Origin of the sequence: Microvirga arabica, assembly GCF_016811235.1 — a bacterium.
Taxonomy (GTDB): domain Bacteria; phylum Pseudomonadota; class Alphaproteobacteria; order Rhizobiales; family Beijerinckiaceae; genus Microvirga; species Microvirga arabica.
The window spans coordinates 1-25462 of record NZ_JAFBID010000084.1 but is presented as its reverse complement, the minus strand read 5'-3'; the positions used below and the strand labels follow the sequence as shown (position 1 = coordinate 25462).

Below are 25462 nucleotides of genomic sequence, written 5' to 3'. Positions count from 1 at the left end.
AGCTCCTGATTGTAGCTTTCGGCACGTATATCTTATTTGCTAACAAGGTTGAGTGGGGATGGTTCCGTTCTACTTCGTACCTGCAAATTTAGAGGCTACAGGTTGATGAGCTCTCTCGGATGTATCCGCACCAACAGCCGCACTTCTCCATGGCACTGGTTGATACAGGGTATCACTGAGAAGTAAGGAGTGGAGGAAGAGAGCCATCGAAACCAGCAGGATCGAACCGCCAACTGCTCCAATCCTCGATCTGCTTTGCAAGCGCCTGTTGCAACTTGACGGTGGCCGTCAGTGCTTGGGTCTTCTTGCCTATTCGCCAGGTGGAAATAGCAACACAGCCGTGTCCCGTCCCAGCCTGTGAGACGGGCAGCCTCAGCCGATCAGTTAATTCCTGCGAATGGCTCTCACGAGGTCACCGCTTGCCAGGCCAGCATAAAAAGAAAAGCGCCCATCGTCTCGGGCGCGCTTCAGCTCTGATCCGTGGGAGCAATCAACAAGATCGGCCTGGGATAGGACACGGCAGGCACTCTCGTATGAGAGGCACAGTTGGATCATTGTCATGAGGACACCAAGAATGGTCATGTCTCGACCTTCAGAAGCAATGCGCTCTGTTCCAGGAACAATCTTCCGTACCTGAGTAGGAGCTTGCCTGAAGCCACTATTGTATCGTTCTAGAATGCCTGTCACACCACGTAAAAATCAGATGTGTGCAACTTCAGTCCGCGTGCGAGATGTGCAAACTCAACCTGTGCCGCCTGACCGATGCCGTCTGGGTCATAGTAGAGCGACCCGGAACCTTTGTCATAAAGAATCCGGTCCGACTTATCGTGAGCCGCTGCCTCATTCCAAAATGCAGTGCTGCTGAGTCTGCCAGTCTTGCCCACTGCCGTGAACACCGCGTTGTCTAAGCGGATCGTGTCATCCTTAACATTGAAATCGACAATACGATCCAGGTTAGCAACCTCGTCTGGTAACGTGTTAAATACGAACCTATCCCTCCCGGGGCCGCTGACGAAAACATCATTGCCGAGACCGCCTGTAAGCGTATCATCACCACTCGAACCTGAGAGGCGATTGGCACCCTGGTTTCCTATAAGCTTGTCATCGCCTGATCCCCCTCTGGCGTTCTCTATCAGAGAGCGCGTGTCTGCCTTGTACAACAATGCATTTGCAATATTGCCGCGTGCATAGTGGCCGTGGCCGAGATCGGCCAGTTGAGTAGGTGATGTTGTCACCCACTTGCCAGGACGCATATCGACAGTGAGGTTGTCAGCATAGTCTGAGAAGTCATAGGTGTCGTTGCCGCCTCCGTCCCACAGTGTCATGAAAACGCGGTTGTTTTCAGGAATGCCTTGGCCGACGCCATCAACAAAGGCTTGCCCTGTCAGAGAATCCCAACGGTAGGTGGTGTTGCCGCTGTTGGTCGAAAAATCAGCCCCGTACAGGTGCTGCAGGGCGGCAATGTCGTACAACATCAGGGTCTGGGCATAGCCAGACGGTTCATTATAGACATACGCCCCGTCTGCTCCGACATACGACCGATAGGTCATAATGGAGTATTCCATCGAGTCGCGGGCGGTGGTCATCGGCCCAAACACGCTGGGATCATGCCCGTGTTTGAGACCGAGACTATGCCCAATCTCGTGCATGATCGAATAATATGCGTAGTTGCCACGGGCTGGATGATCAAAAGCTCCGCCGGAGTTGTTGTACCAAGAATCGCCAGCGGCTTCTCCAATCTCCGGAAGATACGCCCATGCGCCGGGTGGGGTGTCGGACAGGGCCAAGCGAAGAGTGGCGTGAATGGCGGCGGTTTCGGCTATTTCCGTGAAACTCAGGTTTGTGGCTGAGGCGATCCCGTCGAGGATATCCTGCACAGCAGCGATTTGAGCATCGCTAAAAGCCTCGAAGTTGTTCTGAGCCTCCCCTGCTCCTTCGTAATATGAGGCATTGGTTGGGAAGCTATAAGTGAGACTGGGCGTCCCCCACTTCGTGTACCAGAGAAGGCCGTCTATATCCTGAACAGTCGTCTCATCAACAGCGAGAGTCCCCGTCATGGCCGAACTCCCAAGCTTTAGCCTCGTCTAGCACAGGTACGCTGAGTTCTGGAGGGGTACACAAGCATCGTGTTTGAAAGGCATAGTGCCTGAATGCGCTGCCTTGTCATAAGGGAAAGACGGTGTACTCCCGGAGCACCACGCCAATGGGCTGCGTTGCGACATGACCCTGTACATCCGGACTGTCTACGGCAATGAGCACGATCCTGGTCAGAGCCTTTCGGATGGCTGGGGGCTCATGCAATAGGTCAACCGCGATATCAAGAGGTCAACCGCGATATCAAGGCTCGCTGGCCCGGGAAGATTTCTATTGCCGAGGACCTGCAGGACAATCCTTGGCTGACGCGCGACCCTGATGCGGGTGGAGCAGGCTTCGATGCCCAGTGGGCTGCCAATTTCGTTCATTCCGTCCGCAAGGCTTTAATCACGGAGCGGGATGACGAGCGGGACATCGGCGCACTCCGCGAAGCCATTTTGGGGCGTTATGATGGGAACGCATTCACTCGTGTCATTTATACCGAGTCCCATGATGAGGTGGCGAACGGTCGGGCACGGCTCCCGCATGACATCGCGCCCAGTGACCCCGGCGGCTGGTTTGCACGCAAGCGTTCGACCCTTGGTGCCGTCCTGGTGTTGACGTCTCCCGGCATCCCGATGCTCTTCCAAGGTCAGGAGTTTCTGGAGATGAGTGGTTCCGTGATACGGATCCGCTGGACTGGAGCAAGAAGGAGCAGTTCGCAGGGATCTTCCGGATGTACCAGGACCTGATCCGGCTTCGACGCAATCACGGTGGTGCGACCCGTGGCCTGACCGGTCACCACGTCAACGTGTTCCACGAGAACCATGCCGATAAGGTGATTGCGTTTCACCGTTGGGTTCGCGGCGGGCCTGGTGATGACGTTGTCGTCGTGCTCAATCTCGGGAACCGTGCGTACGACAGCTACACCATCGGCTTCCCAACAGGAGGACGGTGGCAGGTACAGTTCAACAGCGACTGGTCAGGCTATAGCTCCGACTTCGGGAACCATCTGGGTTACGACACTGTAGCCGATCCAGGCGACTATGATCGCTTGCGGTTTCGCGGCAACATCGGGATCGGCCCGTACAGTGCTCTCATCCTGACGCAGGAGGCATGAGGGTTGTGACGAAGGCGGCTGGTTTGGCAAGCTGCGTTGGCACTTACCTCGTAGTTTACCCTGCGGGACAATGCCGGTCCGGTAAGCGTCGCCAGGCTGGATGAGCCGCCCACAGGAGGCAGGTAGACATGATCAGACGCAGCCTTATTCACACAGTTGGATTTGTCGTTCTCACTCTCCTTTTCTGGCCTGCCGCAAGTCTAGCGAGCCATGACGAGGTGCCTCAGCCTCCCCCTAGCTCTACCACCGAGGCGCTCAAAACCTACAAGATCGACTCGCGTCAGATCACCGTCTCAGGGTTGTCATCCGGCGGGTTCTTTGCGCACCAGTTTCACTTGGCCCACTCGGGGCTTGTCAATGGTGCTGGAGTGATTGCTGGTGGACCATATGGATGTGCGGAGCAGTTCGCGTTTCTGCCTGTCCCACTCCCACCGGCAGCCGCTGCCGCGCTTTACGTTTGCACCCATTACCTCGGTGCATTGCCGTTCACGCCGACGGTCGAAGCATCGGTCACGATGCTGCAAAATGCTGAGGCTGAGAGCCTCATCGACAGCTTGGACGACCTGCGGGATGACCGGGTGTGGCTGTTTCGCGGCAACGGTGACCGCATTGTCCCTATCAGCTCGATGGAGGCCCTGCGCGGATTGTACCAGAGGATCGGCATTGCCCGTGACAAGCTTGTCTGGTTTGCGCCTGAACAAGATCAGGTTCAAGCCAGTCACGGCATCCCCATCAGTGACCTGCGAAACGTCGCCCTTCCTCATGTCTCCTGTGGCGAGCACAAGACGCCGTTCGTCATCCGGTGCGAGTACGAGGCGGCTGGGCACATGCTGCGGCATCTCTATCCTGGCAGCGTTCAGGAGGCGGCTGAGAACCCGCATGATGCGGGGTCCCTCCTCGCATTTGACCAGACGGCATTCTTCGACGCAGCCCAGCCCCGGACGAGCCTGAGTTCCGTCGGCTACGTCTATGTTCCCTCTCATTGCCTGACTGAGGTGTGTCGCCTGCATGTCGCGTTCCACGGCTGCAGGCAGAACGTGGAGGCGGTGTACGATGACTTTATTCGAGACGCTGGGTACAACCGCTGGGCCGCCACCAATCACCTCATTGTTCTGTATCCTCAGGCGAAGCCCTGGTTTGCCGATCCGCTCATCCCCGGTAATCCGGCGAACCTTCTCGCCAACCCCAACGGGTGCTGGGACTTCTGGGGCTACAGCGGCCTAGGCTATTATGGCCAAAGCGGCAAGCAGATGCGCGCCGTCAAGGCTATGGTAGATCGCCTGCTTGGGCCTTAGGAGATGGCCCATTCAGCGACGCAGACGGCGTTCTGATCTCAACCAAGCTTCTTGCGAGTGCACCATCAAACCTCGGAATCAACCACTCGGGCGACAGAGCCATAGACCCCTTGTGGGACGGGAGCGCCTCCGCCCGTCCAGGCGATCTTAAGTGTTGCTCCGTTATGTTTGTTGAAGACTGAGCCGACCCAGCGCAGAGTTATTCAGGGTGGAGAAAAGACCATCAGGCTCGGAACGACGTAGGACGCAGACAGACCGGGAGGATCGGTCGCATGTTGTACCTGTTGCATGAAGCGTCCCAGTTGGTGCTCACCCCCGCGCACATGGCCGCTGACCTCATGCGGCTCACCTGCACGAACACGTTCAACCCGATGACCTACACTCCTGGCGGTCGCGCCTTTGCCGCTTCCTGTGAGTTGTTCGCGCGAACAACCTGTCCCTACCCCAAACCGGCCTTCGATCTTCCTTCTACGGAACGAGTGGTGTGGCAGCAGCCCTTCTGTCGGGTAATCGCCTTCGGTCCGCCGTCGAACAAGCCCAAAGTGTTGATTGTCGCTCCGATGTCAGGCCACTACGCCACACTGCTGCGCGGCACGGTGGCGGCGTTCCTCGACAGCCATCAGGTGTTCATCACCGACTGGAGTGACGCCAAGCAGGTGCCTCTGTCGGAGGGCCAGTTCGACCTCTCAACTTACGTGGATTACTGCATCGCCATGTTCGAGGCGCTCGGACCAGAGCTGCACGTGATGGCAGTGTGCCAACCCGCCGTCCCCGTGCTGGCGGCGATTGCCCTGATGGAGGCTGAAGAGCATTCACAGGTGCCTTGTTCAGTCACGCTCCTGGGCGGGCCTGTCGATACCCGGCAGACGCCAACCGCTGTCAACAGCTTCGCTCAGACACGGGATATCCCTTGGTTCAAGCGTCACTGCATCCACCCAGTGCCGGAGCGATACCGGGGCCGGGGACGGTTGGTCTATCCAGGCTTCATGCAACTCGGGGGCTTCGTGGCCATGAACCCGAATCGCCATGTCTCGGCCCATTGGCAAATGTTCAAGCATCTGGCCGAGGGCGATGGCGACGCGGCGGACAAGCACCGCGAGTTCTATAACGAGTACCTGGCTGTCATGGACCTCACGGCTGAGTATTACCTCCAGACGCTGGAGACGGTGTTCATTGACCATCTGCTGCCAAGGGGGCTGATGCGGCACCGGGGCAGGCGCGTGGATCTGCGGGAGATGCGCCGTTGCGCGCTCATGACCATCGAGGGGGAGAAGGACGACATCACCGGACGTGGTCAGACGGTTGCGGCGCTCGACCTCACGCCAAACTTGTCGGCGGAGAAGAAGGAGCACCATCTGCAAGCTGGTGTTGGGCACTATGGCGTCTTCAACGGCACTCGGTTTCGGACGGAGATTACCCCACGCATCAAGACCTTCATGCGAAGGCACGCGGCAGACGGGCCGCCTCATCCGCCAAGATCGTCGAGGTGCGCTTTCTCCAACCCGACGAGGTCTGCCCTAAAGGCGCGGGGGCGGAGCGGCGGTTAGCTGATCCGCTCCACCTCCTCGTCGGTCAGATCAGTGGGGTAGCGCCGCCGTTACAAGGCGTACCAATATCTCCGTGACGTGCTCGGCTATTGTCGAGGGGAGCGCGTGAAATCCAGGCTGAAGCCTCACCGTACTCTCCAGGCTTCACTGCCGTGGAGATAACTCCGCTCTGGCGCTTGAGGTTCACTGGGACGATAATCGGTAATTTAGACAAGGAGGTATCGATGACTGAGACCTCTGGGCAATATGTCGGCTGAGCGGGTTCTGTTATTCCCAAGCAAGCCCCAGCAGGACAGCAATCAGCACCCCAGGGACGCTCAGCCCAACAGCCACCATCAAGAGAACGACCAGGGACGTGAAACCATGGCGGTTCATAGAAATACCCCACAGCAACCCTCTGGAACAACGCGCCAGGAGCCGCGTGGGGCCTCAGCTTGGCTTCCCCTGTTGGCGCAGGAAGCGCGAGGTGGGCACCCAAGTGCGAATGATCTTGGCTACATCCAGCTCAGTAAGCCCAACACTACCCCAATCCGACCCCGTGCGACATTCTCAAACAGGCTCTGAGGCGTGCTTTAGTGACCCTGTTGAGGCTGCCCTTATATGGCTTGCCAACAGCCAGGTCGAATATTTTTGGGGAGGAATAGCTAAATAAACCTAGAATAATAATTTATGTATTCAAATGAGGATCTTTTCTGATGAAAGCTAACTTCTGAGCCTAATACTTTCGTTTAAGTACAAAGTCTCAGAATTAATTATCCTAATATTCGAGCGTTATAGGTGACTAATCTTTCTGCAGGAGAAATTAGATCTATGGAAGATCAAAGTTACGAAAGTTATACTTCACTGTAGGTAGCACCTATGACCTAAATTAGCATGTTGTAAACGAGGTTTGTCTAACGGAAGCTAAGTAAGCCATGAGGATCGTCTAAGCGGCGCTTTCTAAAGCAAATTCCATTTCAATCCTGGATATATTTAGGAGTAATAGTCAATTTACATTGGGAAGCCTAGGTCAAATGTATTTTCTATAATGATTTAATACCGCGACAAAGTATATAGTCATAGATAAAATCGAATAGCCAGGCACAATATGTAGACAATATTGATAGGATCATTGAAGGTCCTGATAGTGCCCTGCACAAGAAACTACATATACCGATACTCTTGTATCCCTACGAAGTGAGACGGCAATCAGGGCGAGTACATTCGAAGGCGTCCAGCAGCCTGATGCAGTTGCACGATCTGGCCCCATTCCAAGAAAACTTTGGCATGAGCGGAACAGAGATTGGCCAGAATAACGGGAGGTTGCAGTGAAGAAACCTCAATTGTTCGTCCCGGAGAAGCATTCAGCAGCTATAGACTCGGTGCGCCCAACGGTGATCGGTCTGGATGTCCTGCGCTTCTTTGCTGCGTTGCTCGTGATTGGCTACCATTATTTCTTTCTTTCATGGGCAGAACCAGCCGGTTGGGGCGGGGTCAGGGATGCGGTCGGGGCGGAGGTAACCTACTCTGACATCACCCCGTTCACATGGTGGAGCTGGGTAGGCGCCGAGCTCTTCTTCGTGATCTCAGGCTTCGTGATCACCATGTCTGCAGTTGGCAAGTCCGCCACCGACTTCGCAATCGAGCGAGCGGCCCGGCTTCTTCCGGCGCTATTGGTTTTCTCGACGCTGTCGCTCATCGTGGTGCTGGGGGAGGGACTGCTCAGGCCCGGCGAGGCGTTCTACCGCTGGGCAAAGGCGCTGGTGCTCCTCCCCAATGGCCCCTGGATTGACGGCGTGATCTGGACCCTGACGGTCGAGCTGGTGTTCTATGCGGCCATCTTCGCCGTTCTTGTCACCAACCAGATCACGAGGTTGTTTCTGTTCACCCGCATCGCAGCCCAGGTCATCGCGCTGTTCTGGGTTCTGGTGGCGATCACCAGGTACTTGGCCGACCTGGGGCCTTTAGACAGCATCATCAACTATGGCCTTCGTGACACCTTTATCTTCCGGCATATGCTGCTGACGACGGGATCGTTTTTTCTGCTTGGAATGTTTGCTTACGAGGTGTTCACCCGGGGCCTCACGGTAGAGCGCTCGGCCTATCTCGCCCTCACGGGCCTGTGCTCGTTCGGAGCTATCGTGGCAAAGGCAAGCCGCTCAGTGGCCGTCACAGAACTGGATCAGAATCTGCTCGTTCCCGCTCTCATCTGGCTTCTCTGCTGCGCCGCGTGCGCCCTGTCGCTGGCCTACGAGAAGCGCAATATCGCTTCTGAGCGCGTGCGCCGGAGGGCGCGTGCCTTAGGCTTGGTCACATACCCGCTCTATCTCGTTCACAATATCGCCGGTGCATGGGTTCTCGGGCGCCTATATGAGGCTGGCCTTGACCGCTGGGGCGCCGCTGTAGCCGCAACCGCCGTCTGCGTTGCCGTCAGCTACTGGTTTGCGACCCGCCTCGAGCGCCACATGCACAAAATGATCGGCGGAACACTAAGGCGTGTGGATGTTCATTTAAGGGCTGTGAAATTGGCTACGAGATAAATGCCTACAACCGTGTCGAGTGGAACGCGGCGGTCCAGATTATAGATTGATCTGCCGCTCACCGACAGCATTGTCCGGGGCCGTCTTGTCCCACGCGGGGAAGCTTTTCAGGAAGGATTCGGCGGACTTGACCTTCTTGCTGTCGTACTGCCCCGTGGGCTTCTTCTGGTCGAGAAGATCTCGCAAGAATGGGTACAGGGCAGCGTAGGTTGTGAAGTAGCAGGTCCAATTCGCCCCTCGTGACCAAAATACGGTCTTCCATCAATGTAAACTTTGTCAGCTTCGGCTGCCTCGCGCATGGGATGTCTCCATCAGCGATTGCTGGCTGTCAGCACCAGTATTTTACCGAGTGAGGTTTGACCGCATGGGAGAGTCTGCAGGCGCGCCAAATGCGCCGTTCACGAGCCTACTGCTTCTGCCATGATCGAGTGCGAACTTGTGAGCAGCAGATTGTTCCGACACTTCTTCTGGAGATAATCCGGGAGCGGACGAAGGACGGCACTCCGTCAAATTGCGGGTGTCGTAGGAGCTTGGACCGGCCTTTGTCTTACCGAGTTGCGCGACACCGTGCCTTCAGCCCGTACGCTTTTGCCGGTGCGGGCACGACCCCGATAGCCTCGTTCCCGCGCCAGCCGCTTGGCTTCCCGGAGTACAGCTAGACCCACCCCTGATGCGGCGCAGAGGTCCGGTTGGTCAGGGTGCCTGCCATGGCCATCAGCAGCCGCCGTTGAGGACCGTAGATCGGCTCCCGATGTTGAAACCACTCTTTCTGGTGCCGTGATCCAGGCCCGATCCCGAAATTCTTGACCAATTCTGCGCCAGTGACTGGCCAGATGCCCCGAAAGTCGCTGGCTGGAGCCCGAAACAGGGCTCAAAATTGCATTGGGTAAACTAATTTCAGGTCGCAGTTCGCAGGCCCCATCTGGATGGGCCGTTGGGTGTCCGGTTCTGCCTTATCCCTGAACCATATGCAGAAAAACAGCTGCGTATATGTGAAAGGTTTGCCAGAATGGATCAAAACCACCTGATGATTGATGCTTATGGAGATTACGTTGAAAGCTACATCAGACAAGGATGGAATGGATACTTTCTCACCTTCATGTTCAATCAACTCAGAGGAAACAGAGATGGATTGTTGAGGCAGATGGAGAGAGAGGTTGAGAGAGTGTATGCGACCTTGATCACCAGAGTTGTCCGCGATCCCACTCACGAGAAGAATAAGGAGTTGCTTCCCCGCTGGATTATTTGTCCCGATTTGCCTGTTCCCAAGCGCACTAAGATGAGTTTGCAGGATGTTACCCTCAACGATGGATACCACCTACAAGGGACGGGTCTTCACCATCCGGTCTCCCGCCTCAGAACCAGCCTCGATCAGCACTTTCATAATTATCAAGACTTTTATGTGAAGGCAGGAGGGGCACTACGGAGCATTACTGCGACGCCGATCACCCGCACGCCTAAACGGGTGGTCGGGTACGGGTTCAAGGCCATACCTCGCCGATCGGCTACCTTTGACAGTCTGCTGATCCTTCCAAGAACCTTGAGCGAGGTTAAGGATAAACAACGGGTAACTGGAGTACGGGACGGAGAAGAGTGAGCGGTCGCCTTGCGGCTTCGGCAGCGCACCGCGATCCATCAGGAAAGCAAATGTTCACGAACAGGCACGCAGCATCAAGTTTTTGATCGAGGATGAGCGATGGGCCAGACCCTTGGTGTGGTGCCGTGCTCGCCTCTGGGTGCGGCGGATACGAACGGCCCCCGTCGTAGTTTGACGGAGGCCGCCTTTGCGGTTGCTAGCTAGCGATCTTCTTGAACGACACAACCCGAACCTTTCCAGGCTGCCCCTCAACCCGCTTGATGGTCAGCCGGGCCTTTTCCCCGGCGGCCAGCCCCCTCACCTGCTTCCGGACCGCGCGGGAAGCTGTCAGCCGGAGGAGCTTCGCCTTTTTCCGTTGCTCGGCTGAGCTCTTCTCCTCTCCTGATCCATCCACCACGGTTTGATCTCCGGTATGTGCCTTGGAACGAGGACGTTTTGGCGGATCCTCTTCGGTGTTGTTTACCGAAGCGGTGTCGCTTTCTGCGTTATCCCCCATCCCCTCGGCTGGCGAGACCGGCTTCTCAAACAGGTCAGCGAGGTAAGTGTCGATATGATCGCCCCACTTTTCCTGTCGCTCCTTCTTGCGTTGCGCTCGGATTTCTAGCGACTGCTTGAGGAGTTCTTCCACCCCTACCTTTCTCAAGGCGTTGAGGACCTCCTGTGGCTTTGCGCCTTTCTCCCAAAATGGCTCCACGGCGACCGCGTACTTCCAGGCCCGGTCGTACAGTTGGCTGGTTGTTGCCGAGAACACAAACACCATCGCGTGCAGATGGGCGTGCTGCTGATCCTTGTTTTTGAGCCGTTTTTTCCGAAATCCCCAGAAGGAGCTGTTCTTAAACACCTGCCATTCTTTGTAATCTCGTGCGAGCGTGTGCCCAATGGCATAACCTACCGCGATGAAGTAATGGAGTCGTTCTCGGACACCCTTCTCATACATGGTGACCTCATTCTGGCAAAGCCTCGCGGCTGTTAGTGGGTCTTTCTTCGCAATTTGTAAAAGGTCGCTGTCTTTACTCATAGTTGTTTCCTTTGATTGCTACCCAGGATGATTATCGCGTTACGCGAGAATGGTGCTGGATTTGAAAGTGATTGGGCCTCTCGGAGAGCAGCAATAGATTCGCTCTTCCGAGAGACCCCGCGTTGAGGTTGAAGGCTAGTCAAAGTCAGCTGATTGCTTGAGCCGCTCGATCAGCTCACGGATACTTTCGGCAGTCCAAGCCACTGTGCGGGGTCCGAGTTTAACTGGCTTGGGGAAACGACCTGCGGCGACACCAGCCCACCAGCTCGACCGACTAACTGGAATGCAGCCATGAGGAGCAATGATGGAAGGGAGCCGGACGAAGCCGGTTTCTGGCAGATGAGAAGGATTGCGCATAAGTGCCTCCGTCGTTTTGACAGAGCCACCTTGACCCAGATTAGTAGGGAGTTGGCGTGCGGGACGGGGATATACCTAGCGTCATAGAACTCCCCAAACCTCAAGTCAGGATGCGGGAGGCGCTTTCGACTTTCTTGGCTTGTGCCCTAGCCTTTTCGCATTCGCGACAGCATTCACGAGGTGTCGCCGGATAGGCTTAACTGTGAGCTTCAGGCCAGCTTTGCCGAGATCGTATTCGATGGCTGAGAACGCCCCACTTTCGCAATCTGGGTCTGATTTCGGGTCGTAGTCTGGATCAAAGTCGTAGTTCCGGATCGCCATTCCTAACACCAGAAAGTGGAGGCTATTGCGTTCCCTTCCGTTGATTTCCTCATCCTCAGGTTTCGACTCAGTACCCTCGTCGTGCTTTCTCTTATCTGCCCGGTTTGACTGAACGGCTTTGAGTTCAACAGGCACGTCCAAAGCCCGCTTTTCTGTCCATATCAGAAAACGTTCAGGGTACACCCGGTCCTGGTCACCAATCTCGCCGATCTCTGCCGCACGCTTGATCAGGACCCGAATGTCTCGGTAGCGAGCTGCGAAAGGGGATACATCCAGCAAGGTTCTGATCGAGGCCCAATTCACCTGCCTTGGGTCCTTACCGAGGCAAAGGGCGGTAGCCTCATCCACAGTCCAGTACTCCATTCGCCCCCAGTGATCAAAATTTGCTTGGGCATCTGGTTTGTTGAAGAATCGCTGCGGATCCTCAGCCGCAGCCTTTGCTCTCTGCTCTTGTCGGTCCTGTTCCTTCTGCTCTTTGTAGAGCAAGTCCACATCATGGTCTGACATGCGACGAAGTTCACTCAAGCGAGTAAAGGCTTTCTGGAAATCATCTAACGTCGTTCGGGCTGCCCAAGACGTCAGGCTATCTTCGTCTTCTTCTATCAAACGCTTGACAGCTTTGTCGAAGGCGAGATCTTTCCCGACGTCTCTTTCAATCTCCTTTAGGTCCTCAAATAGAATTTCCGGAAACATTCGATCTATGAGAAACTCCAGCTTCTCCTCTTGGGAAGGTGGCTTAGGCTTTCTGTCGGGACGCAGTTCCATGTCCAAGCCCTCTCACAATGCCGAACCAGTCTTAATGTCTGAGTTAGCCCGAGCAAATTCGGACCACTGTTCCATCAGGTCACGCCGCTTTTCAAACAGATCACCACGTCGATAGGCAGCTTCCACTCGGTTCTCGATTACATGCGCCAAGGCCATTTCGCACACCTCCCGTGGGAAGCTTGTCTGTTCGGCGGCCCAATCCCGGAACGAGGAGCGGAACCCGTGTGCCGTAATATCAAGCTGCATTCGACGGAGTGCCATCAGGAAGACCATGTTCGAGAGCGGTTTGGTGCCGCCACGCCCCGGAAACAGGTAGTCGCTGCCACCACCAGTCTCCTTTGCTCGCATCAGAATTTCAACGGCGCGTTCGGATAAGGGCACACGGTGCTGGCGGCCCGTTTTCATGCGCTCGGTAGGCACAACCCAGACCCTCTCGGCCAGATCGACTTCTTCCCACCGCGCCCCAAGCACCTCGCTCGTGCGGCAGGCTGTCAGGATCAAAAACTCGAACGCCAGTCGCACCAGCTCGCTGCTGTCGGAGGCACGCAGCCTGCTCACAAATTCGGGCACTTGCGCGTAAGGAAGGGCCGCGTGGTGATCGTCACGGTCACCTTGTTTCGGCAGGCCCTTGGCGACCCCCACGACTGGGTTGTCCCCGGCCCGGAACCCTGCCGCCTTGGCCCAATCCAACACCGTGCCAATTCGCTGCCGCACCCGCCGTGCCGTTTCTGGCTTGGTGAGCCAAATAGGGGACAATACCTTCAGAACGTCAGGGGTGTCGATCTGATCCACCCGCCGCTGGCCAATTACCGGAAGGGCATACTGCTGTATGGTGTTAATCCATTGCTGGGCATGCTTACCGTTCTTCCAACTGGCTTGATGCTCGGCATGAACGCGCTCGGCAGCCTCGGCAAATGTCGGCAGCACCGTTTGGGCCTTCCGGCGCTCAGCAAGGGGATCCCCGCCCTCCCGCGCCAGTTTCCGGTAAGTAAGGGCCTTTTCCCGTGCTTCGGCTAAGGTTACCAGGCTCAGCCCACCCAGGCCCATGTCCCGACGCTTCCCCCGCACGATGGTCCGAAGCACCCACCGCTTGGCCCCGGAAGGTTCAACAACGAGATAAAGTCCATTGCCGTCGGCATATCGGCCCGGCCTGGAAAGGGACCTGACCTGCACGGCTGTCAGGCTTTTTTCTGGGTGACGCCCACGTGGCTTCATACTTTGCCATCCCACATTCTCGCCCTCATTGTGTGCGGGATGGTGGCGGATCTCAACGGACGGATTGGGACTACCTCAGCCGATTACCCTTTTGTGATACAACGCTTTTTGGATGGTATAGGATGCTAGTGGACCTCACATGGGCGGACGCTCCCTCCGCCATTTTCTGACCCGCCGAAAATCCCAGGTTTTTCAATGCCGCCGGCCCGCATGTACACGGGATTGTACACATGCCGGACCACCTCACGCGCACCCAGGCGGGCTTCGTCTTCCAGATCCGAATCCCCAAAACCCTCGACCCGGGTTTGTCTTATGCACCGATCCGGGTGACCCTGGGACAGGTCCGGATTCGCGAGGCGAAGCGGTTGGCGACGCAGCTCGCCTGCGCAGCCCACCTCGCCTTCGGACGGCTGCAGCGAAAGGCCATCGAAGGGGGCGAGCCGGGCATGAAACAGCATAATGACGTGGGGCGGGCGGTTCGCGACCATCTCACCGCGATCCTGCCCGTCTTGCGCGGCCTCGACGGCGTCGGGCAGATCGCCGACGGGAGCCTGCCGGTGTCCTCGCCGGCGATGGCCATGCAGATGGCCGGGGCCGGCCTCACCGGGCTACTCGACCTCGCCGCCGACCGGATCTCCGGGACGAGCGCCCTCGTGTCGGCGGATGCGCCGGCGCTCGAGCGCCATTACCTGCGGCTGATCACGGATGAAGGCGCGGCCCGGGCGCATCTTGACCTTCCACCGCTGCAGCCGGCCCCAGCGGTGGACGACCGCGTTGCGGGCGTGCTCGAGGAGATCCTGGCCACGCAGGCGGCGCTTCAGGCCCAGGTGCAGGGCATGGCATCCCGGACGGTGAACCCGGCTCCCCTCTTCAGCGAGGCAAGCCGCGCGTACCAGGACAAGCTCCGCAGCGCACACGGTGAGGGCTACGACGAGCTCAACTATCTCCGCCACCGCACGGAGGTGTTCCTCGCGCTCATGGAGGACAAGCCGGTCAATCTCTATGGCGAGGAGGACCTCCAGCAATTCATCGACCAGGTCGCGTTCATGCCCGCGAACGCCTCCAAGGACGACGATTACGACCTGGCGCGGATCCGGGAGATCATCGCCGGCAACCGGGACCTCGCCCGCAAGCCGATCAGCAGGGCTACGCTCAAGAACAATTATGTCGGCAAGGTCAAGACGATCATCCGGGCCGGATGCCGGCAGGCGAAGGTCCCATTCCAGCTCGACGACATCCGGCTCGTCTATCCCAAGATCTCGCCGCCCAAGCGCCAGCGGATGGCGCCGGACTACGAACTCCTGAACCGGATCTTCGCCATGGGCGTGGCGAGCGGCGAGCTCACGAAGGCGATGCTTCCGCTCACCGGCTTCGTCACCGGCCGGCGCATCGGCCTGCTGTCTTTCCTGCGCGGCGAGGACATCAGGCAGTATCACGGGGTCTGGATCGCCATTCCGCCGAACGTGGTCACCGTCGACGGCGCAGTCCGCATCGTGCCGTACAAGACGCAGGAGAGCCTGAGCGTCTTCGTGCTCCACAACCTGCTCGCCGAGATCGGCTTCATCGACTGGGCCCGCCGGCGCGACGGCTTCATCTTCGCGTCCCTGCACGAGGGCGTCGTTAATCCGGCGGACACGGCTCAGAAGCGCATGGGGCGGCTGTTCCGGGCCGCTGGCGCCAATCCGGCCCTGCTCGAGACGTTTCATTCGCTGCGGACCGCGAAGATCAACTTCGACCGGGATCTCAAGATCGACCCGCGCACGACGCGCCTCCAGGTCGGACACGAGCTGCTCGATGTGCACGAGGGCTACGGCGGGTCGCTGCGCCGGAGCGAGTTGCACGAGATCGCGAATGCTCCCCTGCCCGCCGAGATCGACTTTACCGTATTCCGCGGGCTTGATTTCGATACCATGGCGACAAACCACCCGACACGAGGCCGGCCGAAGCGGATTAAGAGCTGACCTACTGGTGGATAGTGGAATAGAGTACAGTAGCTATACCGCGCAGGAACCCTTGGTCACTTTTCCCCTCTCGGCTGCCCGGTCCGCAAAAATATCCGGTCCGGTCCGTTCAACAGCCGTTGGCCTTGGAGATACCCCGGACGGTGACCTCGGCCATGCCGCTGCCGTGCGCCAAAGTAAGGCCAAGCGGTAGGCCTCCGATCTTGCCCCTATCTTGGCCGAGGTGCAGGCCTCCGGAGCTGTATCCTTGCGCGAGATAGCGGCTGCTCTCAACATCCATCGCATTCCGACAGCGCGGGGCGGGGTTTGGAGCGCGGTCCAAGTAAAGCGGCTGATGGAGCAGGTTTGAACCCAGTTTCAAATGCCCTCCTGGTTTACCAAAGGTGCAGAGGCTCAGGGACACTGACTGGGAAGTACGATCATACTTTGCATGTGGATGCGCAAATAAGCTCGGAAGCGATTTAAGGTCTGATTTAACCCGTTTACTTTGGATCTAAAATAAGGATCAATTCTTTTCCGTTTTGTCGGGCAGCTCTGTTTACCAAATTGCCGCCGAGAGTTGAAAACCGACTGCTCACAACTTTCCGCTCAAGCACAAAGTACTGATCAGCGATTTCCGCCACATCCCCCCCGCTCAGACCATTCGAACATTGCTCCACAGGGAATGTTACAATTGCGCGAGCTCCAACATCACTAAGTTTTGCGAGAAGTCTGCGCAGAGCATCGGCTGCTCGCGTTTTGATGCTAAAGTCGGACTCGGGCCTTAATTCGCGAGATGGATAACGCCCAGTCCCTGACACCTCGATGTGATGACCACGAGCAACGGTCTCCAGGACGTGATAGAAGCGACTATAGTGCACGGCAGAATAAGGCGGATCAATAAAGGCGAGATCCCCCTCGGCCAGATTACCTGCCATTTCCTCAGCGTCCATTCTGGCAGCAATGCCCTTACGCAAGGCAGACTGCTGTCCAATTTCACTGAAACTTAGCCAGATCGCGTCAAGGACGTTTTTGCTCCAACTCTCGATCAAAAACGGGCCTGCTGTGTTGTTTGGCTTAAATGGCTGCGCAGTATGTCCTGGTGAGGCAGCAATCCGGCTTGACGCTTGTATGAGCGCTGCCAATGCAACAGCGCGTTCGGCCTGTTTCTTTGGCAAGCTCGTACGTAGGGCATCTATCCAGAGTGCCTGCAAGGGGCTGAAATAATAGCCGCCATACGCGCGTTGTGTGGGACCGCACGTCTTTTCTGCTGAGATTAAACGCGCCTCCTTAGCTATTGCCTCAATGTCCTCAGTTGCGGCGAGTGCTTTCTGCAAGCGTTTAGCATCATGATACTGAGAGGAAGCTCGAACCAAAGATCCGGCGCTCTCGATCCAGGTTTGGAGGACCTCCTCGCTGTTTACAGGAACATCTCGTGCGACTACAGCATCTGCTAAACTGACTGCATACTGTTGAAGATCGGTCGCCACGACAGGTGCATGCCAACGGGTTGCCACGTGCCAAGCTACGGCGCCTGAACCCGTAAATAGGTCTGCAAATCTCCTTGCGTTTTGTAGTTCAGCAGCGAGAGCCTCACCCAGGCCATTCGTTAGCATCGAACGCTTGGAACCCATGTACTTCATGCACCCAAGCTCCAAACTCCTACTCGCTCTGCCTCGTAGATAATTGGAAGGCCTTTTGAAGGACGCTCCATCCAATCGCTTAGGTACGCAGGCGGCGGTTGCATGGAAGACGTTAAATCATCGAGGGCGAGTTGTACGTCGGACCAGAGGTCGGTGGGATCACCTAATGGTGCTGTTGGCGACCAGAAGCCACGAGCTTGAGCGATCTCATCAAGCCAAGGTCGTAAGTGTCCGGCTACGGCGCTCACACCTGCCTCGATAAAGGATGTGTGTGTGAATGCGGTTGCTGCTCTCAGCAAAAGAACCGAACGAGCAAGCATTTCAAGCGCACTCGCAGGCGAAGCTGTTGAACGTGCGCGCCTCAGTAAATCGGGCTCACCTGGCTCGGATTGTCCAACCAAGAAGCTCTTACTTGCTATAGTTCTGACACCAGCCGGAAGCTCATCGTATCGTTGCGCGATTGCCCCGGTGCTATACTGTGTATTGCCAGTGATGAGCTTATGATGCTGCCATAATAGAGAACGAAGGAGAATACGATCAAGCTTGTCAAAACTAGATCCGACTGATGGTTCGAGGAGACGCCAAAGCCCATCTACGAATTCAAGGATGTCTTTAGCCGGCGTGCTGATCGGGTTCAACGCCTGAGGAGCATAACTGGAGATATTCCGAAATTTATGCTCATCCTTTCCCCGCCTAAGATCGAGCCCCCACCCGTTGATTAGAGTGCTTGCAACAGCCGGGATCGAGAGCCCAGGCCATATAGCTTCAAGACACTCGCGCAGAGTAGAGCCTCGAACCCGAACCAGATCGAGAAAGAGGTGTGCCATTGTGGGATCTGCAGCCCATTCCTTCAAAGCAATCCAAACAATTTCGTGAGTTCCTAAACCAGGATCTGTGGCCCGGCCGCCATGTATTGGGTCAAGGCGGTGAATTGCGCCCTGAGCATCTATCACGAAGTTAATTCTATTGAAGATCCCCACTCCAAGGTTTGCGAGTATGCTAAGACTGGATCGCAGTTGCGCATAGTAGGCAAGGTGTCTAGCGGTGTGGAGATCTCCTGCTAATAGCGCAGAAAGAGAGCGGGAGGCAAAACTCCAACCATCAATGCAATGGTTAGGTGCAGATGCAGCGACTGCTTCGACTAGCCGTGCGTCAGGTATTCTTTGCACCGCCCGCCAGTTCATCGGGAGTTGCCCATTACTAGCCGGGTGCTGCGCACCAAGCCAGTTCACTACTGTCTTGCCAGAAAAACCTGACAAGGCCGCAAGGGGATGGCCGCGGTCCGCTAGCCGCAGTGTCGCATTAGAGAATGCAGCCGGCACTATGATACCCCAGCGTTAAGCAACTCGGCTGCAGTCCGACCTACCTCATTATCCGCTTCGGCAATGCTGCGCAGAACATCTTCAGTCAGAGCAGTGTATCCGCCACTTCCTCGGTATGACCGTTTGCGAACTTCAACTTCCTGATCCCCTTTGACACCTGGCCCCTCAAGAGAGCGCCAATCAAATCCGACCAAGCCCTCTGCCAACTCCTGCATACGTTGGCGGAATTTAGCGTTAGCCAAGCTCTCTAATGCAGCATCCACGTCACTAAGAGATGTGCTGGCCTCGATCTGAGCAGGCATCAACCAACTTTCGAGCTGCCAGCGCTCTGCCGACTGGAAGAAAATATCATTAACCACCGCAAGAACAGCGCGAACTCCCATATCCTGGTTAAGCATAGAGGTTTTGTCTAAGAAGGCCTTTTTCGGATCTCCATACTGTCGGATCCACCAATACTTAGATAAGGCTTCAGCGGCTTGCTGGATATCGAGCCATATTTGTATGAGGAAAGCTGCTTGTTGGGCGCGGCTCCACTCCAAAGGCTCTCCATCCTCTGAGAGATTTGCTTGAAATAGACCGGTCCGACCTTGTCCTCGCCCTGTACCGAGGAAAGTTGTAAGCAATGCTCGGACCCAGGCCGCCTGGCTCACCCCGCCTGCACCCCGCTCACCGAGCATATTGATGCGGCCTACCCATGGGCTCTTGGGGTGACCGAACATGAGTTCAGTAAGCTCCTGCGCCCGCGCTTCACGATATACAGTTAGCTCGCCAACACGATCTAACCAATCTTGAGTTCTAAGAAGTGGATAGAGGTCGAAAGCATGGCTTGGATTGATGCGTTTGGGCGAGACGTTAATTGACCAGAATAGATAAGCCTGCCATGCAATGTCGAGGCCATGGAATGCAACAACGGGCAACTCAAAGTCATCCGGAATTGGCTCTTCGCCATCTGCATCGAACGCCCAGAGGCGATGCTGACCATCGATAACCTCAAGGGGAGCAAGTGGAGCAGCTTTCAGAGCATCGAGCGGAGGTAGAATTAGATTGCAACGCGCCTCATCTTCGTGCTCCACCCCGATGAGATGCTCTTGGCTAACCTTCTTCCCTCTACGCACGTCGTCTGGGGTGAGAATGTTTACAACAATTGCAGTTGGCAACCACCCCGGCTTCCGCAGCGGCAGTGTTTCGGGGGTTCGCTGTGGCGGCTTAAGATCTCCATATGGGTAGCCATATTGCACATAGCGCTGTATGCGACCGGTACGCGTTACGTCACGGACACGCTGAATGCCCTCCGCATCAGTCCCTTCTCTCGTGCGCTTATATACATCGCACAGCTGGCGCAATTCGGCTGCACGCATTGAAAACGTGTACAAGTGACTGTCCGGCTGACGCCGATATGCTGCGGGGTTGAAATCGTAGCTATTCCATTGATCCAGCCATCAGGTTTTCATGAGTGGTCTTCCTTTGCCTCTGCTGCCATTCGAGAGCCTCCTGACGCTCGAACTGCAGCAGATATTCGGCATAGGGGCGCGACACGCTGCTCTTGCGGGATCCCGAAGGACCGACCAGGATCGACCAGACGACACAGACCTCGCGCCAGGCAGCACCCGCCGCGAACCACATCCTGTTGCCAAGACAGGCCGCTGCCGCGGCAAGGAAAGAGGCAAGAACATATGCGATCGGGGCGCTGTACTGATCCGCGATCAACTGAATCTCGCTCTGGATCGCATCACTAAAGAGCGATGGAACCGGCGGTTCGGGTACACCGGCATCCGCCAGCAGAGACTCGTCCGGAGTTTCCCAACTCGGCTCCTCCGCCATCTCAATACGAGAGATCATCGCCTCAGCGCACTGGTCGATAGCCGGTTGCGTCAGAACCTCTCCCTCTGGTGGAACGGCAAAAGACGATTCCGGCGCCTCGGGGCGGCTCAGCATCTGGAAAAGGATGTCGATATCCTTCTCGTCCCGCTCGCGCTCCGAACCGACGTTGCCTGACCGGATATCCTCAACGGTGGCCTCGCGCAGGTCTCCCGCTCCCTGGGTCGCCATCGGCTGATTGTTAAGGGACGCGATCACCACTCCCCTGTCTGGATCCGAAGACGGAGCGGGGGCCTTGGCCGTCGAGGCGGCGATAGCGGCAACAGACGCCGAGGGGCGCACTGGAGCACCCGGAAATGCCGAGCGGCCCGATGAAACGGGCTGGATTTCAGTCGTATTGGTCGCCGCCAGCACAGGCGGCTCAGTCGTATCGTTCATGGTCTTACCTCAAGAGCAGAGAGAGGTGCGGGAGGATCCCCCCGCACCCTGAAAAGACGTCTTGAAGCCGGCATGAAAAAGCGTCAGTGCAATTCGGATTCGTGTCAAAAGTTTTTTTGTAGAAAAAATCGGAAAAGCGCTTCTGTCATCGGACCTTAGCTCCGATGGTGAATGGAACACAGGCAGCCAGGGGAAACGACGCTCGGAATTACTCACCCCTGACGTAAGCTGATCGCAAGATGCCTTATCCGTACCGCGTCAGCCGCTGGCTCGATTAAGCATTTATTAACCATGTTTTCAGGTTTTGCTTGCCAACCGCCCACAATCTAGAGCAGCCTCGTACGGGCCGGATTCAATACGGGTTCGGCTGGCCAAGTCGGCGGTTTGCTCTTTGCAGAGAGCGGCCGCCAGCACCGTTGCAGCGGTGCCAGCAGCCTGGCCACCCGTCACCTCCTAAGTGGATAGGAGCTTCAAGATGGTTAACTCCGTCATTAGCGCTTTTGCGCCTGTATGCAACCGCCCTGAGGGGCCTGCTGCGCTCACGCACGATCATCGTTACCGCAATTCAGATACCAGCACAGGCGTGGCACATGTGCCTGGCACGCGCCCGCACCCGGGACTGGTGGAGCATCCCTTCGTCTCGCCCGAGGACCAGGTCACGATCCTCACGGCGGTTGATGAGGCCGTTGTTGCGGAACTGGGCGATCTGATTACCGCGCTGCCGCATCATCCCCGCCCGATCACGGCCGTCCTTGCCCTGGTCGAGACCGGGTTGCTGGCAGTGGACTTCCACGCGCCCTTCGACAGCAACGTCAGGATCTGGCGCCCCTGAGCCCCCCTGAACCCTGACCAACTGGCGGGATGCTGCAGGCATCCCGCCCCCTCCCCTTTTGCCCTTTTCATCAGAGCACCACGCCTCGCGTGAGCGCTGGAGGACAAACTATGTCCGCTTATCAACCGACTGAAATCCGTATCGGTGGCTTGACCGTAATCGAAGGCCGTCCCGGCGACCCGCTCATCGTTATCGCACCGATGGAGCACTACTGCGCGCTGCTAGCCTGCGATTGCCTCAACAGGACGACGGGCGCAGCCTACTATGTCGAGTCCGCCAGCCTCTCTGGGGCACCCATCGTATATAGTGGCGAGACCCACCGGCCCGCTCCTGTCCGGCTTCGCAGTTATCGTCCGGCGGCTCTCGCCCCGTCGGGCCGCATCATTGTCATCACTCGCGCCGGCAGCCCTTTGTCACCCGATGAAGCCCGGGCCCTCGAGCGTTTCGGCTGGAACCAAGTCATTGCCAGTGGGCGTGCCGAGCCAGCCAACGACAAGGATGCCTTCGGGGCGAGCCTCGGCGACGACGGCTACAAGGCTCTGCAAGCCTTCTGGACCAAGGCGCTGGGTTGGCTGCACCCTCATTGTTCCTGGCTGGCTCCGCAGCTCCTGCCCCCATTCTACCTGGAGGAGCCGCGCTCCTCAGCCACACCCCTCGGTCAGGTCCTGACCCTGCGCCGGGGGCGGCTTACCGCTTCCGTTGAACTGGTAGAGGACGGCTTCGTTCTGCTTCCCGACAGCCTCATTCGTCGCCGGGTGGTCGCCACCGCTTCAGTTACGGCCTCGGTCCTGCGCGAGGAACTCTGGGCCTGGGGTGCGCTCGAGGCGGTGGAGGATCCCTCGCTGTGGCGCCTGACCCGACGGGTCCAGTGCCGAACCCTCTCGGCGGCCTTCCTGTTGGTCCTGGGCTATCGCGGGGGCCGCACGGACGCATGGATGAAGGACAGCACCACGCTCGCCCCGTCCAGACCAGCTGCCCGGAACAATGTTCTTCTGTTCCCCTCCTGGCGTGTGGAGGCAGCTCGATGAGCCGGTGGACCTTTCCGAGCCACGCCACCCGCAGCGTGCTGCTCGCGCGCTGTCCGCGTCTGGTGCGCCTGACCCTCGAGCGTCACCTGCCGCAATCACGGTTGGTCGATGACACCATGCAGGCGATTGCCGCCCTGGCGTCGGAGCTTGCTCCGGCCGCCACGGCTTGGGCCACGAGCTGGAAAGCGGCGCGCACGTACATCGAGCCACCACTCCGGGAGGCCACCGCGGCCCTGCTGTCAGAGCTGGGGGGCTTCGCAGCCGCTGAGGACAGTCCTGCCGCCGCAGAACTCGGCCATCTCGTCCGCGCACTGAGCTACCTGACCGAGGATCAGGCTGCAGCGTCCAAGCTCGCTGCCTCGGCCTGGAGCGTCCTGCACACCGTCGAGAGCCTCGCTCTGAGCCTGCGCTGCCTCGAGCCGGACGAGGCCAAGGTCTCCATCTCTGAGGCCGCCTCGCCGTATGCCGAAATCGACGAAGATTTCGACCTGTCAGGCCTTGCCCTCCCGGCGGATGCAGATGCTGTCCGGCAGGCGTGGTGGCGCGATCTCAGCCAAGCCTACGACGAACTGCGGCAGGACACGCGGGCGCTCGCCGTCGGCCTAAGCGCTCTCGCGGTCGGGCTGGTGCCGCACCGGCACGAGCGGGAACTCCTGGCGAGCGCAGCCCTGCCCCTGGGTCGGGAGCTCCTGCGGCCGGTCGCCCGTCATGCGACCCAGGTCGAAAGGGCGCGGGTGTCGGCCGAGCGTGAGGCCGCCGAGCGGCAGGAGCGCCGCAAAGCGGAGAACTCCCCCTCCCCGCTCAAGGCTGTCGAGGACCCGGCCCTTCCTGAGGGCCATGTCCTCGTCTGCCCGAAGTTCCGCCTGGACGGGCGAATGCGCGAGATTGCCCGCAGCGTAGAAAAGATCATTGGTGTTCCTGTGCCCCTTATCAGAACACCTGACCTCAGGGCTGTACGGGCTGCCCTGCTGCAGGAGTACCCTTACGCCCAGGCGCTCATCGATCGCATCCTGCGGCCCCTGGCGTCCCAGCCCTATGTCCGGCTGCCGCCCATTCTGCTGCTCGGGCCGCCCGGCACCGGTAAGAGCCGGCTCGCGCGTCGGCTCGGCGAGCTTCTCGGCCTCGGCCTGTGGCGGATCGATGCCCCGCGGGATACTGGCGGCGCGGTCGGCGGGCTCGAGCGGCGCTGGAGTTCGTCCGAGCCCAGCCATGTACTGGCCGCCATCGCGCGGCACGGCCATGCCAATCCGATCATCTTCATCGACGAGATCGAGAAGTCCCAGACGCGGCAGGATCAGGGTCGGCTCTGGGACACCCTCCTCGGCCTGCTGGAGGGCGAGACCAGCCGGCGCTTTATGGACAGCGCCCTGCAAGTCGAATGTGATCTCTCGCATGCCGTCTACGTGGCGACGGCCAATGCCGTTGACGCTACCCCGACACCACTGCTCGACCGGATGCTGGTGTTACAGATGCCGGAGCCCGCAGCCGAGCACCTAGAGGAGCTGTTGCCGGCGCTCTGCCTCGCGATTGCCCGCGAGCAGGGACTGGATGGGCGCTTCGTGCCGCCGATGACGGCCGCCGAAATCACGGATGTCCGCCGGTATTGGGACGGCGGCTCTGTCCGCCGCTTGCGGCAAGTCGTTGAGGTGGTGCTGGGGGCCCGCGACCAGTTCGAGATGAAGCACTGACGATCAAAGACATACAAAGCCGGTGCCGCGGATCCGTGGCACCGCGATCCCGCACAGCGTCCGGACACGCCGCTTGCTCTGCCTCGCCACTCCCTCCGACCGGTGTGCCGCGCCAGGAGCAGAAGCCGCATCATTGACCCGGATAACTCGTCAATTCGATTCTAGAGCGGGTTCTGCCGAACCAAATCGGCTTCGATACCTGCTGATCTCGCGCCACTCCATTCCTGCACCTGTTGGTCCTGGCGCAGTCGCAGACGCCGCCACTCGAGGGCTGCAAATATGTCCTCGGACGATGAACCGGTATTCACAGGGAGCGCAGCCACGGCCTCGCGCTCGAAACGGGAGCCAAGCGCCGGATCGCTCCGCCAGGCGACCTCCCACCAGCCCACGATCTCTTCGCGTGCTGTGGCAAGGGCTGCCGCGGACGGCAAACGATCCCGCTTGAGATGCTGGTTCACACGCGGGCTTGCCGGCAGCAGATTCCACAGGTCACCACAGGGCCAGGCCGACCATGGCAGGCAATGATCAATGTCGAGTCTGTTCCTGCCTGCCTCGAGTCGAGCTCCTGTCCAGACACAGGTGATCGTGTGTCCCCGGTCCAGAAGGCGTTTTGCGACGGAGCGGGCCAGAAGGGTGTCCCGCGCAGGATCGAGCCAGGCGAGCTGCGCCTCGACCTCTCCCAGAGCAACAGGCTGACTCATCCGTTCACCATAGGCTCGGACGAGCCGCGCCCATTCGGCGACAAGGACCGGCTCCACCCATGCTCCCAATCTCTGCAGCGTACGCCAGACATGGCCGGGAACCGTCAGGGTGCCGAAGGCCCTGAGGACTTCACCGTCAAGCGTCAGCTCGCCGCGAAGCCGCGGCGGAGCAGTCGCAGCTGCAGCGAACACCGGCATGTCCGAATTGGGAAAGCGGGTAAAGGT

General features: G+C 58.3%; 19 protein-coding genes. 9 read left to right on the top strand and 10 right to left on the bottom strand.

Going from position 1 to position 25462, the window contains the following annotated elements:
* Positions 1–683 precede the first annotated feature (683 nt).
* Complete coding sequence (locus tag JQC81_RS34005) at positions 684–2057, bottom strand: M10 family metallopeptidase (RefSeq protein WP_203274903.1); 1374 nt, start codon at positions 2055–2057, stop codon at positions 684–686.
* A 752-nt stretch (positions 2058–2809) separates the two neighbouring features.
* Between JQC81_RS34005 and JQC81_RS27090 the strand changes: the two genes are divergently transcribed.
* From JQC81_RS27090 to JQC81_RS27075, 4 genes are all read left to right on the top strand, one after another.
* Positions 2810–3193, top strand: a complete 384-nt coding sequence (locus tag JQC81_RS27090; protein WP_203274902.1) for an alpha amylase C-terminal domain-containing protein — start codon at positions 2810–2812, stop codon at positions 3191–3193.
* A 128-nt stretch (positions 3194–3321) separates the two neighbouring features.
* Positions 3322–4488, top strand: coding sequence for an extracellular catalytic domain type 2 short-chain-length polyhydroxyalkanoate depolymerase (locus JQC81_RS27085; RefSeq protein WP_446685730.1), 1167 nt, complete (start codon positions 3322–3324; stop codon positions 4486–4488).
* Positions 4489–4760: 272 nt separating this feature from the next.
* Positions 4761–6035 (top strand): polyhydroxyalkanoate depolymerase, encoded by a 1275-nt coding sequence (locus JQC81_RS27080; RefSeq protein WP_203274900.1) that lies wholly within the window; start codon positions 4761–4763, stop codon positions 6033–6035.
* Between the two features lie 1307 nt (positions 6036–7342).
* On the top strand, positions 7343–8554 hold the full coding sequence (locus tag JQC81_RS27075) for an acyltransferase family protein (protein WP_203274899.1): 1212 nt from the start codon (positions 7343–7345) through the stop codon (positions 8552–8554).
* 39 nt (positions 8555–8593) lie between these two features.
* Here JQC81_RS27075 and JQC81_RS27070 read toward each other — a convergent pair whose 3' ends face one another.
* The gene (locus JQC81_RS27070; protein WP_203274898.1) at positions 8594–8740 is read right to left on the bottom strand and encodes a hypothetical protein; all 147 of its coding nucleotides are present in this window, start codon (positions 8738–8740) and stop codon (positions 8594–8596) included.
* An 823-nt stretch (positions 8741–9563) separates the two neighbouring features.
* On the opposite strand from JQC81_RS27070, the gene JQC81_RS27065 reads away from it, so the two are divergent.
* Complete coding sequence (locus JQC81_RS27065; RefSeq protein ID WP_203274897.1) at positions 9564–10151, top strand: hypothetical protein; 588 nt, start codon at positions 9564–9566, stop codon at positions 10149–10151.
* 196 nt (positions 10152–10347) lie between these two features.
* Here the strand turns inward: JQC81_RS27065 and JQC81_RS27060 are convergent, their stop codons facing one another.
* The 4 genes from JQC81_RS27060 to JQC81_RS27045 form a co-directional block, all read right to left on the bottom strand.
* Positions 10348–11169: a hypothetical protein gene (locus JQC81_RS27060; protein ID WP_203274896.1), complete on the bottom strand. Its 822-nt coding sequence runs from the start codon at positions 11167–11169 to the stop codon at positions 10348–10350.
* Between the two features lie 135 nt (positions 11170–11304).
* Positions 11305–11526, bottom strand: a complete 222-nt coding sequence (locus JQC81_RS27055) for a helix-turn-helix transcriptional regulator (protein ID WP_203274895.1) — start codon at positions 11524–11526, stop codon at positions 11305–11307.
* A gap of 105 nt (positions 11527–11631) precedes the next feature.
* On the bottom strand, positions 11632–12612 hold the full coding sequence (locus JQC81_RS27050) for a hypothetical protein (RefSeq protein ID WP_203274894.1): 981 nt from the start codon (positions 12610–12612) through the stop codon (positions 11632–11634).
* A 12-nt stretch (positions 12613–12624) separates the two neighbouring features.
* The gene (locus tag JQC81_RS27045) at positions 12625–13827 is read right to left on the bottom strand and encodes a tyrosine-type recombinase/integrase (protein WP_203274893.1); all 1203 of its coding nucleotides are present in this window, start codon (positions 13825–13827) and stop codon (positions 12625–12627) included.
* A gap of 230 nt (positions 13828–14057) precedes the next feature.
* Here JQC81_RS27045 and JQC81_RS27040 point away from each other — a divergent pair, with 230 nt between their 5' ends.
* Positions 14058–15788 carry a site-specific integrase gene (locus tag JQC81_RS27040; RefSeq protein ID WP_203274892.1) on the top strand — a complete coding sequence of 577 codons (1731 nt, stop codon included), beginning with the start codon at positions 14058–14060 and terminating at the stop codon, positions 15786–15788.
* Positions 15789–16270: 482 nt separating this feature from the next.
* Here the strand turns inward: JQC81_RS27040 and JQC81_RS27035 are convergent, their stop codons facing one another.
* The 3 genes from JQC81_RS27035 to JQC81_RS27025 all read right to left on the bottom strand — a co-directional run bounded on the left by JQC81_RS27035 (position 16271) and on the right by JQC81_RS27025 (position 20988).
* On the bottom strand, positions 16271–17410 hold the full coding sequence (locus JQC81_RS27035) for a DNA adenine methylase (protein WP_203274891.1): 1140 nt from the start codon (positions 17408–17410) through the stop codon (positions 16271–16273).
* Positions 17411–18731: 1321 nt separating this feature from the next.
* Positions 18732–20105 carry a DGQHR domain-containing protein gene (locus tag JQC81_RS27030; RefSeq protein WP_203274890.1) on the bottom strand — a complete coding sequence of 458 codons (1374 nt, stop codon included), beginning with the start codon at positions 20103–20105 and terminating at the stop codon, positions 18732–18734.
* A 46-nt stretch (positions 20106–20151) separates the two neighbouring features.
* Positions 20152–20988, bottom strand: coding sequence for a DUF3987 domain-containing protein (locus JQC81_RS27025; protein ID WP_203274889.1), 837 nt, complete (start codon positions 20986–20988; stop codon positions 20152–20154).
* A 583-nt stretch (positions 20989–21571) separates the two neighbouring features.
* On the opposite strand from JQC81_RS27025, the gene JQC81_RS27020 reads away from it, so the two are divergent.
* The 3 genes from JQC81_RS27020 (at position 21572) to JQC81_RS33485 (ending at position 24536) form a co-directional block, all read left to right on the top strand.
* Complete coding sequence (locus JQC81_RS27020; protein WP_203274888.1) at positions 21572–21820, top strand: hypothetical protein; 249 nt, start codon at positions 21572–21574, stop codon at positions 21818–21820.
* 110 nt (positions 21821–21930) lie between these two features.
* Positions 21931–22848, top strand: a complete 918-nt coding sequence (locus tag JQC81_RS27015; RefSeq protein WP_203274887.1) for a hypothetical protein — start codon at positions 21931–21933, stop codon at positions 22846–22848.
* The gene (locus JQC81_RS33485; protein WP_246520688.1) at positions 22845–24536 is read left to right on the top strand and encodes an AAA family ATPase; all 1692 of its coding nucleotides are present in this window, start codon (positions 22845–22847) and stop codon (positions 24534–24536) included. Before JQC81_RS27015 ends, JQC81_RS33485 begins: the two co-directional genes overlap by 4 nt.
* Positions 24537–24697: 161 nt before the next feature.
* Here the strand turns inward: JQC81_RS33485 and JQC81_RS27005 are convergent.
* Positions 24698–25462, bottom strand: a 765-nt coding sequence (locus JQC81_RS27005; protein ID WP_203274886.1) for a DUF8808 domain-containing protein, incomplete at its 5' end; no start/stop codon positions are given.

Excerpts from the sequence above, each read along its gene's own strand:
- JQC81_RS34005 (WP_203274903.1), bottom strand. The coding sequence starts at position 2,057 with ATGACGGGGACTCTCGCTGTTGATGAGACGACTGTTCAGGATATAGAC.
- JQC81_RS27090 (WP_203274902.1), top strand. The coding sequence starts at position 2,810 with ATGTACCAGGACCTGATCCGGCTTCGACGCAATCACGGTGGTGCGACC.
- JQC81_RS27085 (WP_446685730.1), top strand. The coding sequence starts at position 3,322 with ATGATCAGACGCAGCCTTATTCACACAGTTGGATTTGTCGTTCTCACT.
- JQC81_RS27080 (WP_203274900.1), top strand. The coding sequence starts at position 4,761 with ATGTTGTACCTGTTGCATGAAGCGTCCCAGTTGGTGCTCACCCCCGCG.
- JQC81_RS27065 (WP_203274897.1), top strand. The coding sequence starts at position 9,564 with ATGGATCAAAACCACCTGATGATTGATGCTTATGGAGATTACGTTGAA.
- JQC81_RS27060 (WP_203274896.1), bottom strand. The coding sequence starts at position 11,169 with ATGAGTAAAGACAGCGACCTTTTACAAATTGCGAAGAAAGACCCACTA.
- JQC81_RS27055 (WP_203274895.1), bottom strand. The coding sequence starts at position 11,526 with ATGCGCAATCCTTCTCATCTGCCAGAAACCGGCTTCGTCCGGCTCCCT.
- JQC81_RS27050 (WP_203274894.1), bottom strand. The coding sequence starts at position 12,612 with ATGGAACTGCGTCCCGACAGAAAGCCTAAGCCACCTTCCCAAGAGGAG.
- JQC81_RS27045 (WP_203274893.1), bottom strand. The coding sequence starts at position 13,827 with ATGAAGCCACGTGGGCGTCACCCAGAAAAAAGCCTGACAGCCGTGCAG.
- JQC81_RS27040 (WP_203274892.1), top strand. The coding sequence starts at position 14,058 with ATGCCGGACCACCTCACGCGCACCCAGGCGGGCTTCGTCTTCCAGATC.
- JQC81_RS27035 (WP_203274891.1), bottom strand. The coding sequence starts at position 17,410 with ATGAAGTACATGGGTTCCAAGCGTTCGATGCTAACGAATGGCCTGGGT.
- JQC81_RS27025 (WP_203274889.1), bottom strand. The coding sequence starts at position 20,988 with ATGAACGATACGACTGAGCCGCCTGTGCTGGCGGCGACCAATACGACT.
- JQC81_RS27015 (WP_203274887.1), top strand. The coding sequence starts at position 21,931 with ATGTCCGCTTATCAACCGACTGAAATCCGTATCGGTGGCTTGACCGTA.
- JQC81_RS33485 (WP_246520688.1), top strand. The coding sequence starts at position 22,845 with ATGAGCCGGTGGACCTTTCCGAGCCACGCCACCCGCAGCGTGCTGCTC.